Annotated in this window: 11 protein-coding genes; 3 read left to right on the top strand and 8 right to left on the bottom strand. The window is 47.7% G+C overall.

What is annotated here, in order from left to right:
• Positions 1-239: 239 nt before the first annotated feature.
• The 5 genes from U6B65_05500 to cysK all read right to left on the bottom strand — a co-directional run bounded on the left by U6B65_05500 (position 240) and on the right by cysK (position 6,300).
• The gene (locus tag U6B65_05500) at positions 240-1,634 is read right to left on the bottom strand and encodes an ATP-binding protein (GenBank protein ID WRS28588.1); all 1,395 of its coding nucleotides are present in this window, start codon (positions 1,632-1,634) and stop codon (positions 240-242) included.
• A gap of 4 nt (positions 1,635-1,638) precedes the next feature.
• Positions 1,639-2,343 (bottom strand): response regulator transcription factor, encoded by a 705-nt coding sequence (locus U6B65_05495; GenBank protein ID WRS28587.1) that lies wholly within the window; start codon positions 2,341-2,343, stop codon positions 1,639-1,641.
• 375 nt (positions 2,344-2,718) lie between these two features.
• Positions 2,719-3,282, bottom strand: coding sequence for a DUF2318 domain-containing protein (locus U6B65_05490; protein WRS28586.1), 564 nt, complete (start codon positions 3,280-3,282; stop codon positions 2,719-2,721).
• A gap of 54 nt (positions 3,283-3,336) precedes the next feature.
• On the bottom strand, positions 3,337-5,193 hold the full coding sequence (locus U6B65_05485; protein ID WRS28585.1) for a sulfite exporter TauE/SafE family protein: 1,857 nt from the start codon (positions 5,191-5,193) through the stop codon (positions 3,337-3,339).
• Positions 5,194-5,367: 174 nt separating this feature from the next.
• Complete coding sequence (gene cysK / locus U6B65_05480) at positions 5,368-6,300, bottom strand: cysteine synthase A (protein ID WRS28584.1); 933 nt, start codon at positions 6,298-6,300, stop codon at positions 5,368-5,370.
• Positions 6,301-6,501: 201 nt separating this feature from the next.
• Between cysK and U6B65_05475 the strand changes: the two genes are divergently transcribed.
• The 3 genes from U6B65_05475 to U6B65_05465 all read left to right on the top strand — a co-directional run bounded on the left by U6B65_05475 (position 6,502) and on the right by U6B65_05465 (position 9,321).
• Positions 6,502-6,948, top strand: coding sequence for an Rrf2 family transcriptional regulator (locus U6B65_05475; GenBank protein ID WRS28583.1), 447 nt, complete (start codon positions 6,502-6,504; stop codon positions 6,946-6,948).
• Positions 6,949-7,129: 181 nt separating this feature from the next.
• Entirely contained in the window at positions 7,130-8,263 is a 1,134-nt protein-coding gene (locus tag U6B65_05470; protein ID WRS28582.1) for a PLP-dependent aspartate aminotransferase family protein, read from the top strand.
• Positions 8,264-8,550: 287 nt separating this feature from the next.
• On the top strand, positions 8,551-9,321 hold the full coding sequence (locus tag U6B65_05465) for a tRNA threonylcarbamoyladenosine dehydratase (protein ID WRS28581.1): 771 nt from the start codon (positions 8,551-8,553) through the stop codon (positions 9,319-9,321).
• Positions 9,322-10,371: 1,050 nt separating this feature from the next.
• Here U6B65_05465 and U6B65_05460 read toward each other — a convergent pair.
• From U6B65_05460 to U6B65_05450, 3 genes are all read right to left on the bottom strand, one after another.
• Entirely contained in the window at positions 10,372-11,016 is a 645-nt protein-coding gene (locus U6B65_05460; GenBank protein ID WRS28580.1) for a hypothetical protein, read from the bottom strand.
• A gap of 433 nt (positions 11,017-11,449) precedes the next feature.
• Entirely contained in the window at positions 11,450-12,712 is a 1,263-nt protein-coding gene (locus U6B65_05455; protein WRS28579.1) for an MFS transporter, read from the bottom strand.
• 318 nt (positions 12,713-13,030) lie between these two features.
• A complete protein-coding gene (locus U6B65_05450) occupies positions 13,031-14,221 on the bottom strand; it encodes an IS256 family transposase (protein WRS28578.1) in 1,191 nt (396 codons plus the stop codon).
• Positions 14,222-14,451: the final 230 nt, after the last annotated feature.

The following is a 14,451-nucleotide window of genomic DNA, read 5'->3' as shown; positions in this document are numbered from 1 at the left end:
GCTATTAAGTGCTTGTATTGGGGTTGTTTACTGCATAACAAATTTTAACAAATCTTTACAGAGCACTCTGTTGACCAGAGGAGCTTATCCATCTTATGTGTTTTATTCCTGGGCTATTACACGATAAAAAGGCAGACACTGCTTCTTTAAAAGTGGAAACCCAAAAGAAATGCCCCTTCTCCATAGCTTGTGAGAAGGGGTGCGTTATCATGATTTGAAATGGTTCATTTTAAATTGTGTTATAGTATACGGCTTTTTTGGGGAAGGCAAACTGTAAATCGGCTGCCGCTTCCCTCGGTGCTTTCGGCGGTAATCTTGCCGCCGTGGGCTTCTACGATGGATTTTACAATGGTCAGCCCGATGCCCGCTCCGCCGGTTTTGCGGTTGCGGGATTGATCGGTTCGGTAAAACCGCTCAAAAATATAGGGTAAATCCTTAGAAGCGATACCGATGCCGCTGTCTTCCACCACAACAAAACCGTTTTCACTATCATCCTTGACCTCGATGCGAATTTGCCCGCCCTCTGGGGTGTATTTAATGGCGTTGGATACCAGATTGGTAACCACCTGAATCATTCTGTCACGGTCGGCATTCAGGCACGTGGCGGTTCCATCGAGGGTTATGCTTAGCTTTTTATTGTCCGCTTCCTTTTCAAAATTGGCAAGGACTGCGGATGCTATTTCCAGCAAGTCAACGGGTGCTTTGTTGAGCTTTACATTATCCTGTTCCAGCTTTGCCAGACGGTCTAAATCCACAATCAGGCTGCTCAAACGCTTCACTTCCTCCACGCAGCTGACAAGCCGCTCAGGAGTGGCTTCCCAGAGGCCATCTGCCATGGCCTCCAGATGAGAACGGAGTGCTGCCAGAGGGGTGCGCAGCTCATGGGCAATATCGGCGGTCAGCTGCTTTCTGTGCTGTTCCTGCCGATCCAAAGCGCCGGCCATGTTGTTGATGGATTCAATAAGCATGCTCAGTTCTTGGGTTTTCGTAGCGCCTTCAAACCGGATGCTGTAGTTTCCGCCGGATATACGCCGGGCAATCTCCGCCGTTTTGGTGATGGGCCGTGCGATTCTGTGCGCCAGAACGGTTCCGGTAATCACAGAGACAATGCAGGATACAACACCAATAATCAAAAAAAGAGCGTTGAGGGTGTTGATAAAATGATATTCATTTTCCCTTAAAAAATAGGGGCCATAAACCTTGATGGCGGCGGTGCCGATTCTTTGTTCGCCCTGCTTAAGTTCATAGGTATAATTGGTGAAGCCGCCGTTGTTGTTCCGCTGCCGCATACGTTCGGTAATGTCGCTCATGATTTCACGGCACAAGGCCATATCGTGGCTTTCCGCATCCCAGACACTGGCCCCGAAAGCATCGTAAACAGATAAAACATAGCCATCGTAAAGCAAATACATGCCGATGGCGTGAAGATAATCGGCATTCCATCTGCGAGTCATGCCGTTGTAGAGATTTTCCAGATCATCGATGATCTTTTCCCTCTGCTGCTGCTCCTGACTGACAATGTATTCTTCAAACTGCCGGTTTACCGCTATATTGGCAAGAAAGCTGACCAAGGCCACCATGACCAACACAATGGTCATGATGTAGAGAGAAAGCTGGGAACGAAGGCTTCTCATAGCTTCAGTCGCCTCCAAACTTGTAGCCTAGGCCGTGAACCGTGAGAACATAAACCGGATTTTTCGGGTCATCCTCAATTTTTTGCCGGATGTTTTTAATGTGGCTGTCAATGGCCCGGTCATAGCCATCAAAATCATGGCCAAGTGCCACTTCAATCAGTTCTTCCCGGGTAAATATCTTTCCGGGGTATTTTATAAGGGCAAGGAGTAGTTTTATTTCTGTGGGGGTTACGGGCAGGCTGTGCTCCCTTTTTTGCAGGGTTCCTTTTTCAAAATCAATGATCAAATCACCGTTTCTCCATGAGCTTCGCTTGGCAAGGGGCATCAAATCATCTCCTGCCCGGCGCAGAACCGCCTCTGCACGGGCATACAGTTCCCCGAGGCCAAAGGGCTTGGTAATGTAATCATCGGCACCCAGCCCTAACCCCTGCACAAGATCTTCCTCTTCTACCCGGGCGGTAAGCATAATGATGGGAACACGAGATTTTTTTCGTATTTCTGTGCAGACTTCCTCACCGGAAAGCCCGGGCATCATCAAATCCAAAATCACCAAGCTTATGTTCTGGCGGCCGAACAGTTCCAGAGCGGCCAGCCCGTTTTCAGCTGAAAAAACCCGATAACCTTTGCTTTGAAACAAGGCGGAAACGACCTCCACTATTTTGGGTTCATCATCCACAACCAAAATGCTTTTCTTTTCATTGCCCAGCATCGCTTTACTCCTGTCTCCAACACGTTATACGTTTGTAGCCCATCTTTAATTTCTGAAAGAACCATGACGGACACAACCATCAACCATGCCAAAAGTTATAGCCAGCTGAATTTTGGCTCTGGGGGGTACCAAGGGGGAGCGCCCCCTTGGCGATTCTTTGCATCCTTTCTCATCGTGGAGAAAGGATGTGCCAGCCGCACGGCATGAGTGCGGAAGTGATGAATATCAGCTGTCTTGAGCCGTGAGAGGTATCTTGGAGTATACCATTTGCATTTATTATACATGGATTCCAGCAATGAAACAATAGAATCGAGCTGCTTTAAGGATAAAGGCATCATTAGTATTGGCGAGTTGAAACAGGCTTATGAAAACCCATTAATAAGACTTTTTCCAATTGGCAAAAATCACGCTGGATTTTGAAAGAAAACCATATGGAATCGTGATATTGCTCTCGGTAACGCTCTTATCTTCATCAAAAATAGGCCATGGGTTGCAGCCGCCGGCTTCAATCTCTACACGATCCATGGAGAATTGGTTCCCGCAGTTCTGGCAAACCAGCACATTGCCTTGCTGCTTGTAATAGCCCCGGCCGGAGTCGTAGCAAATCTGGCAGGTGTTAAAAGCGGTTCGAATGGAGCCGTCGGAAGCTTTTACGGCCACCACTTCCAGCTGTGTTCCATCCACATCCACTGGATAAAAACGGGCGGTCTCGGATATTTCACTGGTGGGAATTACAAGATCTTGCCCGTTTGTATTGTCTGTTTCCCCGGAAATCACATCAGCAGTTCCGCCAACTCCACGGCCAACCAAAACGCTGGCCACAATTAGAACCACTGCAAACACCGATACAAGAACGACCGGTAACTTCCACTTCTTTTTGGGAGTTGTATTTTTTTTATTTATAGAGGATTTGCCAAGTGTTTTATTGTTTTTTGCCATTCTCATAGCCCTCCTGAATATGTTTATTGGCTTGGTTAAAAAAGGATATAACTTTTAATGACAGCTGGGGGCACCGCCGCCGGTGGTTCCAAAGGCTTGGGGCGGCCAGATCACCGTTTCAAAATCCGATACCTCCTGCCGAATCGCTTCAGCGTCTATACTGCTGATATCCTCCACCACCTTTACATAGCCGAAATAGGAGCCATCCCCGTTGGAAAATTCAAAATCATCTGTGGGGTATAGGTAAAGCGGGTTTGCCTCAGCAGCCAGTGAGACCTGTGATGCATAGTAGGGGACAAGCAGGCTAAAATTGCTGTATTTTGATGAGGTGTTGTTGATAATCCACTCGGTTTCCATGTCGGACTGCACCACTACTACCGCTGGCTGGAAGCCCTCATCTGTCAGCTCAATGGTAACCTGCTGGAAGGTATCCTTATGCTCAGCAATAGCAAGTTGATCGGTTGGAATCACATAGTCAGCTGGAACCGGTTCCCCTATAAGCCCACCCTGCTGTGGGACGGTTTGATCGGAGGTGCCGCTCTGCGGCGGGATTTCTGTATCGGCATCCACAACCGTGATGGTGCCGCGAATCATGCCCATCCAGCAGCTAAAGGGGAATGTACCGGTTTGAGAGGGGGTAAATTCAATGATGTTTTCCCCGGTTTTAAAGGAATACTCCAAGCCGTATGCCGGGATGAATATACGGTTGTTGCAGCCGTTGATACTGCCCTGTGGGGCAACGATAACCCATTTGACCGGGGTGCCTGCCTGAACGGTAATGGCGGGATAGCGGCCGGGAGAAAGGGTGCTGTTGACCAGCTGTACAGTATCCGTGCCCTTAACGCTGGTATCGGTAACAGCGGGGGTGGCGGCGCTGCCTGCAAAAAGTGAAGGGTATGGCAGCCCCGAAAGGCTCCAGCCCTGTGAGAACATAGCAATGCCCAGCACAACCACCAAAACCGAGCCGGCGGTCATCACCTTGCTGGTGAATTTTTTCCCCAAAGCGGAGCTTAGAGCACCAAGACCCAGCATCAGCGGCACGGTTCCCAAGCTGAATAAAAGCATGGAGAAAGCTCCTGCAAAAGCACTGCCGGTGGAAAGGGCGTAAATCTGCATGGATTGCAGAGGGCCGCAGGGCATCAAACCATTGAGCAGCCCCACCAGAAAGGGGCTTTTGCTTGCGGCTTTCTGCCCATCAATCCGGCGGGCAAAAATAGCGGGAATTCTTGGGCTGAATCGACGAAGCCATGGAAAGATACCCAGCATATTGATGCCCATCATGACCATGATCAAACCGGCTATCACCTTGAGAATACCCTGCATGGTGTTGGAGAAGGCGATCGTGGAGCCTAAGCCACCAACGATAAAGCCGATTGCTGTATAGGAGAGCACACGCCCTAAATTGTAGAGAAGAGCTGGCCGGAGGGTGGCAAGTGCACCGCTTTTTCCTGCTTCCCCTTGGTTGGTGGAGATACACTGGGATATATTGATTCCTCCGCACATGGCTACACAATGCACCGAGGTCAACAGGCCGATCACAAACAGCATGCCATAGCTCATGTTGGTTTCAGCTAGTTTGCTTGGTACCAGCAAATTAAGAATACCGAAATGCTGCAAAAGCAAATAAAGCGAAGCAATAACCAGCAGCACGCCTGCCACGGATTTTTTGCCGGAATCCGAGCCCCTGCGGGTGGATACAACCGTGTAGCCCAGCCGCTCTATAATGGCATCAATATCTTTGAGGGTGATAATATCCTGATCGTATGTGACCTCTGCGGTTCCTGCATTGTAGCTGACCTTTGCGCTTTTGATTCCCGCTGTGTTGCTCAGCTTTCTTTCAATTTTATTCTGGCAGCTGACACAGGTCATACCGCCAATATGCAGCAGTTTGTTTTTTATAGAGGATCCCATTCTATGCCCCCCCTGATTGCCTACACAAAAGATAAATTGCTTTAGCATTTGGTTTGATTGTAGACCTTAAATTTGTAAAAGTTATGGATAGCCACAATTTTTTCAAAAAAAGAAAAAAGCCCACCTAAGAATCAGGTGAGCCATTGAAGAAGAAATAGCATGATTGAAAAAATGTTATTCGGCAAACAGGGGAGTGGAAAGATAGCGTTCACCTGTATCAGGCAGAATGACCACGATCACTTTTCCTGCATTTTCCGGGCGCTTTGCCAGCTCAGTTGCTGCCCAGACAGCTGCACCCGAAGAAATACCGATCAGCAGGCCCTCTGTTTTGGAAAGCTCCTTGCCTGTGGCAAAGGCATCCTCATTCTGCACACGAATAACTTCATCATAGATTGATGTATTGAGCACCTTGGGAACAAAACCGGCTCCGATTCCCTGAATTTTATGTGGGCCGGATTTCCCTTCGGAAAGCACCGGGGAAGCATCGGGCTCTACAGCCACAATTTTGATATTGGGGTTTTTGTCTTTCAAAAACTCGCCGGCTCCGGTGAGAGTGCCACCAGTGCCGACACCGGCCACCAGAATGTCAACATTGCCGTCGGTATCCTCCCAAATCTCGGGGCCGGTTGTTTTTCTGTGAATTTCCGGGTTAGCGGGATTCACAAACTGACCGGGAATAAAGGAATGGGGAATTTCCTGAGCCAGTTCCTCTGCCTTGGCAATGGCACCGGACATGCCCTTAGCACCTTCGGTGAGAATCAGCTCGGCTCCATAGGCTTTGAGCAGGTTGCGGCGCTCAACACTCATGGTTTCGGGCATGGTGAGAATAATGCGGTAGCCCCGGGCCGATGCTACTGAGGCAAGGCCAATGCCGGTGTTTCCACTGGTGGGCTCAATGATCACAGATTCAGGCCCCAGAAGCCCTTTGGCTTCTGCATCTTCAATCATGGCTTTGGCGATACGGTCCTTCACGCTGCCGGCGGGATTGAAATATTCCAGCTTACCAACAACGGATGCTTGGAGTTCATGCTTCTTTTCGTAGTTAACAAGCTCCAGCAAGGGGGTTTTTCCGATCAGGTCAGTCAGATTCTTATAAACCTTAGACATACTCTTACCTCCATTTATCAATGCATATGTTTCATATATGTTTTATATGAAACAGTATACTACGGCAAAGCTCCAATGTCAATACGATTTATTATATTATTTCTATGGGTTTTATATGATATTATCGGTTTGCTCTTGACAAGTTCCCTTTTGCACCTTATTATTTAATACATATCATTTATATATGAAATGGGTGATCTTATGAGAATATCGGCCAAAGGAAGATATGCCCTTGCGGCAGTAATCAATATGGCGCAGCAATATAACAATGGCGAGTATATCACAGTGATCAATATTTCTGAAACACTGGGTATCTCAAAAATATATTTGGAGCAGGTCTTTTCACTGCTGAAAAGAGCCCAGCTTGTTGTGTCAACAAAGGGTGCTCAGGGCGGCTACCAGCTTGCCCGAATGCCGCAGCAGATAACTGCTCTGGATGTGTTGCTGGCTGTGGAGGCATCTTTGTTTGAACAGACCCAGGAAACGGTTTCGGAAAAGGCCCCGGAAATCGAAAAGGCCTTGCGGTTATCTGCTTTTGATGTGCTGGATAAAAGAGTGAGAGAAACTCTGCGTGCTGTTACCATTGCTGATTTGGTCAGCGATACCGAAAAGTATAAAACACAGCAGGCAAATATGTTCTATATCTGAATTTTGCTTATAGCAGCCAGACTTGAAAACAGTATTCTGCTGTATTTCCCCGCTTTTTTAAAGCGGGGAAATGGGATACTAAGAGACAAAAACCGCGCCTTTGGCGCAAAGCAAGCTTTGCTTGCGTTTGAAAACGATGGTTTCGTTTTCAAGTCTATTGATTATATCAAAGGAGAAACCTATGGATTTTTCAACACTGTGTATTCACGGAAACGATAACAAATACGATACCACCGGGGCTATCAGCGTGCCCATTTTTCAGTCGGCCACCTTTGCCCATCCCGGCGTGGGGCAGAGCACCGGCTTTGATTATTCCAGAGCCCAGAACCCCACCAGAGAGCACTTGGAAAATACAATGGCCAAGCTGGAGGAGGGCTGTGATGCTATTGCCTATTCCACCGGCATGGCCGCTGTCACGGTATTGATGGGGCTGTTTGCGCCGGGGGACCACATTGTGGCTTCGGATGATCTTTACGGCGGCTCGCACCGCCTGTTTCACCATATTTCCATGAAGAATGGCTTTACCTTCGACTTTGTGGATACGGCCCGGCTGGATGAGCTGGAAAAATGCATTAAGCCCGAAACAAAGGCCATTTTCATTGAAACACCCACCAACCCTATGATGCAGGTAACCGACATTGCCGCTGTCGCTCAGCTGTGCAAGGCGCATAATCTTTTGCTGATTGTGGATAACACCTTCCTTACCCCATATTTGCAGAAGCCGCTGGCTTTGGGCGCTGATATTGTTCTGCACAGCGGAACCAAATACTTGGGAGGCCACAACGATACACTGGCGGGCTTTTTGGTGGTCGCCGATGCGGGCTTATCCGAGCGGCTGCGGTTTCTTTCCAAAACCATTGGGGCATGTCTCTCTCCCTTTGACAGTTGGTTGCTGATTCGGGGCATTAAAACCTTGCCTGTTCGTATGGAAAGACAGCAGGCAACGGCACTTGTGGTTGCTCAGTGGCTTTCGGAGCAGAAGCCTATTAAAAAGGTATTCTATACAGGTCTGCCGGAGCATCCGGGGTATGAGATTTCCCAAAAGCAGGCTTCTGGCTTTGGAGCCATGCTTTCCTTTGAAACCGACTGCCGGGAAACAGCCCACCATTTGTTGGAAAAGGTTGCCCTGATTCAATATGCAGAAAGTCTGGGCGGTGTGGAAAGCCTGATTACTTATCCTATGCTTCAAACCCATGCGGATATCCCTGTGGAAGTGCGTGAAGCCAAAGGTATAGGGGATTGCCTGCTGCGGCTGTCTGTGGGCTTGGAAGCTCCCGAGGATTTGATCGCCGATCTCAGTCAGGCCATGAAATAGAGGCTCTTCTGCGTCGTTTATGGGGCATTATCCTTGTTATTGACAGGGTGCAGCGTGCATGTTATGATTGTAGCATGAACCAAGTGAATGGTATAATTGCCATGGCTGTAGGCTGGGCATAAGATGGAACGTATGATAAATGCTACTCATTTATCATACAATCTCTATGTTATTACTATGAATAGGCTATAAATAAAACTATGACCTGTATTGTTGGGATACAGGTCATAGTTCCTATAATGGATGCTTAAAGCATTGTAACTGTTGGCCAGAAAAGGAATGATAAAATGCTGAACCAGTTTTCCAGAACCGAATTGATCTTTGGCAGCGAAGCAACCAAAATTCTCAGCCAGTGCCGGGTGGCCATTTTTGGCATCGGCGGTGTGGGGGGATATGCGGCCGAAGCACTGGCCCGTGCGGGTGTGGGTACTCTCGACCTGATTGACGACGATAAGGTCTGTGTGACCAACCTGAACCGCCAGCTGTTTGCCACCCACAAAACCATCGGCCACTATAAGGTGGATGCGGCTGAGGAACGAATCCTTGATATTAATCCCCGAGCGGTTGTTCATAAGCACCAGTGCTTTTTTACCCCCGATACAGCCGATCAGTTTGATTTTACCCAGTATGATTATATTCTCGATGCGATTGATACCGTTACAGGGAAGCTTGAGCTTGTTATGCGGGGCCGCAGTGCCGGTGTTCCGGTGATTTCGGCTATGGGAGCCGGCAATAAGGCGGATGCCGCCGCATTGCAGGCGGCCGATATCTATGAGACCAAAGTGTGCCCTCTGGCCAGAGTCATGCGCCATGAGCTGAAAAAGCGGGGCGTGGATAAGCTGAAAGTAATCTATTCCCAAGAAAAGCCCATACGCCCTGTAGAGGATGGGCAAATCAGCTGCCGCAACCATTGTGTCTGCCCTTCTGGCACAATCCGTAAATGCACGGCCCGGCGGGATATTCCCGGCTCCAATCCTTTTGTACCGCCGGTAGCAGGCCTGCTGATGGCGGGAGAAGTGATTAAGGATTTAATCGGATTTGACCCTGCTCATCAATAAAAGTATAGATGCAACGTTGATAAAAACACCGCACAGCCACTTGGGTTGTGCGGTATTTCAAACTGTAGACAGGACAGCGTCAACTTGAAGTCCTTATGGTTTTGATGCGTAATTCTTCCGAAGTCGAATTGATTTCGACGCAGGAATACTGCTTTTTGCGCCGGAGCGGCGTAATCCGGGGGGAATATGGGGGGCATTGGATGCCCCCCATAGAGGGTGTAGACTTTTGGCTACACCCTCAAACACCGCACAGCCACTTGGGTTGTGCGGTGTTTTTAATGTGCCTGAATTAAATTGCCGGAGATTATGGATGTCTTGGCGGTCTTGGAGGGTGGGGTGGCCTCGGAGGTCCCGGAGGGCCAGGCGGCCTCGGAGGTCCCGGAGGGCCAGGCGGTCTTGGAGGACCAGGAGGGCCGGGTGGCCTTGGAGAACCGGGAGGTCCAGGCGGCCATGGAGGACCAGGAGGGCCGGGCGGCCATGGAGATTCCGGAAAGATAGGTGACCATGGAGGCCTTGGCGGCCACGGCGGTTTCGGTGAGCGGCAAAATTGAGGGAATAGGTAACAGAATATGTTTCTTCTCGGCATAGTATCACCTCCTTTATGATATATAATATGCCGGCTCTATAGAAAGAGGGAAGCCGGGCAACAATACCGGCGGTTCTATGTTGGCGGAAAGCTTGTATTAAAAGAAAAAAGGGCACAGCCTTAGCTGTACCCAAAGAGAAAAAGCCCAATAAATGCAAAGTGCCCTTATTAGGATCTGTTGATCCAATGAAAGCACACCAGGCTGTAGACATAACTGCCTTAAACTTGAAGATCTTATGGTTTTGATGCGTAATTCTTCCGAAGTCGAATTGATTTCGACGCAGGAATCCCATTTTTTGCGCTGGAGCGGCGCAATCCGGGGGGAATATGGGGGGCATTGGATGCCCCCCATAAAGGGTGTAGACAAAAGTCTACACCCTCGAGTACCCTTATTAGGATCTGTTGATCCAATAAGGGCACTCGGTAGAACAGATCCTATAAATTCAGATTCTGCTACCGAAAGGCTACTTCACTGTAAAGGAGGATACTATCGCATCACACTTTTCCTGTGTCTGCGGGGTGTTGTCAAAAGCTCTAAGCTCAATAGAAACTAAGCTGTCTTCAACCAAGATATAGTATGAGTATGCGTAGAAAGGTGTATCTCCGCTGTCGTCCTTGATAATATGGCGAAGCACCGGGTAGCTTGAAACATCAACTTCGGCTATAGAAACAGTGGTGGGGAATTCTTCATAGACATCCTCGAAAGGTTTTTGCGGATTAGAGACTTTTCGATCCCCTTGAATAATAGCAATAGGGAATTCACTATCCTTTTCTTCATGATAAATATACTGTGCGCTTGTGTTTTCCTCTGCAACCCAACTACCTGGTATTTCCAGGGTAAAGGTTATCGGTGGGGAGTCGACTGGCTCTGTACTGCCAACAGCGGGATAAATTTCAACTGTAAAATCAGTCAAAACAGCTGGGCTTTTTTCTTCCTCGTTGCTTGCCTGAGGGGATTCATTTGGGAGATTTGAGCTTTCACCGCTTTGTTCCTGCTGCATTTGATTTGCTGAACTTTGTGCCGATGGTTCGTTTGAAGTTCTTTCACCACATGCTGTCACGATCAGCGATAAGATAATGAGGAAAGCAAAAATTGTTATTCTTTTCATAGTATAAATTGTTTACCTCTCTTTCTTATTTGAGTTTATATAATTATGAAATTAAATGTGTGGCCTTTTACTGTACCGGTTGATAAAGACCTCCATGATAACAGTAATATAAGGCGGCTTTCAGTGACAACAGCTTTTCCATAGAATTATTGTCTTGTTTAATATCCAGCGTAAATTGGGGATTTGCAATAACAGGCAGATCAGGGTAGGGCGTATCGCGTTTTAGGTGCCTCCGAATTTCATATACATGGTCAGGGGCAGTATTTTCATTCCATGAGTGGGTCCTCTTTTAGTTCTTATTGTGTATGTTTCTCATTTTACTCTATAAATAGGGGAAGTCAATCCATTTTTGAATTGGCTTCCCCTGATAAAAGGTTATTTTGAAGGCATTATGTTACTAAAGCTGATAAAAGCGCGTCTTGTTAGAAAACACTTAATTCGCTTCGCTTTGTCCTGTTTGCAGAATCCCCACTTCATTGAGCGACTTAAACGAAAACAATGAAAAGCCACAAAGGATAAGAAGTATCCCTGTCACAATCAACATAGATTCGATTCTCACAACATCACCCAAAGGGCCGAAAACTGTCATGCCAATTGGCATTGCCAAGCCATTTATCATCATGAATACGCTGAACACACGCCCCATTACCTGCGGGTCAATATTTGTCTGCATCAAAGTCATAGCTGGTGTATTGAACATGGGCATGGCTGCACCGCAGAGCAGCATAATAAACAGATACAGCCAAAAGTTAGGGACAACGCCGAATAACACAGTTGTTAACCCAAAGGCGATACACGCCATAATAATTGTGTGCACCTTGTTCCGAAAACCGCCCCATATCGATATAGCGATTCCGCCTACCGTCATACCCAGTGCAAATCCAATTTCCACAGCAGCCAAACGCCACACATCGTCCCCAAAGGTTCGTGCCACCTGTAGTGGTGTGAGCAGTGCGGCAGGTGTTGCAAACACAACAAAGAAAGCGGTGTAGCCCATTAGCACCTTCAGCCATGGTTTACCCCCGATGTAGCGCAGCCCTACCTTGATTTCTTCAATGTATGCCCCCATACTTTGATCGAGGTCTTTTTTCTCGTATGAATGGTGAACATGAACAAAGAAAAATACAACCGATATACCGATCACCGCTGTAATTACATCAATAAAGAAAATATATTGGATTGGCAAAAGAGAAAGCAAAACACCACTGAGCATAGGGGCCGCAAACATAGTCAATGACTGCACCGAGCTTTGAATTCCATTGAAGCGTGTGAGCTGCTCAGGAGGTACAGTTTGCGGAATGAGAGCGTTCACAGCAGGCTGCTGAATCCCTTGCCCGAAACTGCGCACCATAACCACAACCAGCATGAGGTACATGTTCTCATAGCCCATCAAAAACAACACCGCAAGAATCAGTGTAATGAAGGCAATGGCAGCATCTGCAATATTGACCAGATACTTTCGATTATACCGGTCAGCCCATACACCTGCAAAGGGTGAAACCAGCACCATAGGCAATAGTGCCGCACAGGTGAACAGCGTCATCCACACGCCAGACTGGGTTTTAAGTGTAATATGCCACGTGATGGCATGCTGAACAAGCATTGAACCGAACATAGATACAAACTGACCACCAATAAAAAAGCCAGCGTTGCGTTTCCATTTCGAATTACTTATATTTTGAGTCACATTATCCATTCAATTGCTCCTTACCCTAACAGATTATACATGCTCTGCATTTTACTTACAGCCAATTATATCTTAATATTGTAAAAAACGCCACCAGCAATTGTTGCTAGTGACATCTCTACCCGGAGATAAACTGCCAATACTGCAGCTTTATTCTCGTATCGTGATTAAACACAATAGGATTTAAGGAGATGCGTAATGAAATACGAAATCATATATACCTGACTTGCATCTTTACTTGCATCTTGCAAATAATTGATCCTTTTTTGCACCGGGTAGTGTCAATAGTTTTTCGCAAATTGGTTTTGAGCCTCTGATAATGTGGGATTAACCAGCGATCAAAGCATCGTCTGCTGCAGCAGCAAGATGCTTCATGTTCATGTATTTCTTGTTACCCCACTGAGTACCGGCGACATGGCGCAAACGTGCGCAGACGAGCATCAGAGCGGAGTTTCCATCAGGAAATGCGCCGACCACCCTTGTACGGCGACGGATTTCACGGTTAAGGCGTTCGATGACGTTGTTCGTGCGAATTCGTGTCCAATGTTCGGGTGGGAAATCGGCATAGGTAAGCGTCTCATCAATGCTATCCTCCACTTTTCTGGCCGCTTGGGTCAGCTTCATGGCGTGCAGTTCTTGCACAACGGCTTTCGCCTTCTCCCGTGCCGCTTTTTTGCTTTCCTGCGCATGGATAGCCTTAAGCATTTTCGCTACCAGCTTCACCTTGGAGCGAGGGGTAACAGAGAATACATTACGGTAGAAATGCACGGTGCAGCGCTGGTATTTGACGTCGGGAAACACTTCATAGACGGCCTCCAGCATACCCAGACATTTGTCACCCACAATGAGCTTGACACCAGAAAGTCCACGGATTTTCAGCCATTGGAAGAAGGACACCCAACTTGCTTTATCCTCTTTCATCCCTTCAGCGGCGCCAATCACCTCCCGGTAGCCGTCCTCATTGACTGCGATGGCTACGAGGATAGCCACATTCTCATATTCTCCGCCCCAGTTGCGGCGAAGGTAGATGCCGTCCACATAGACATATGGGTATTTCCCGCCTTGCAAGGGGCGACCCCGCCAATCTTCAATGTGGACATACGCTTTCTTGTTCAGTTCGCTGATCGTGGCTGGTGACACCTTGCTTCCCCACAATGCCTCTGTAATATCCTCTACTCGCCGTACTGATACCCCGGCCAGATACATCTCAATCAATGCTTCTTCTACGCTGCTTTCCCGGCGGCGGTACCGCTCAATAATCGCTGTCTCAAAGGACACTCCTTTCAGCTTCGGCATTTTCAGCTCCACATCCCCTGACGTTGTTGTCAGATTCCGGTTGTAGTGCCCGCTGCGGTAGCCCTGTCGACCCTCACTGCGTTCATATTTCGCGGCATTGGTCAGTTGCTGTGCTTCCTGCTCCAACAACCCATTGAGTGTTTCCTCCACGCTATTGCGCACCAGTTCCCGGATTTCTACCTTGATTACTTCCTCGTTTAGTTGTACAATTTTCTCGGACATGGTTTTCTGTCTCCTTTCAAAATGGTGGTGTCGTTACTCCCATTTTACCAGAGACTTAAACCTTGTCCTTTTCTTATTTGCGAAACTTATTGTACCTTATCTCATTCTATCAAAGACTGCAAACCTTGTCTCTTTTTATCTTTTTTTAATTTGCGCAATTTATTGTACCTTACCTTGCACCGTGTAACCAAACATAATAGTTATTACAACAAATAAAAAGGCCCGCATAA

This window comes from Oscillospiraceae bacterium MB08-C2-2, assembly GCA_035621215.1.
GTDB lineage: Bacteria > Bacillota > Clostridia > Oscillospirales > Ruminococcaceae > WRAV01.
This window is presented reverse-complemented; position numbering and strand designations above follow the sequence as displayed.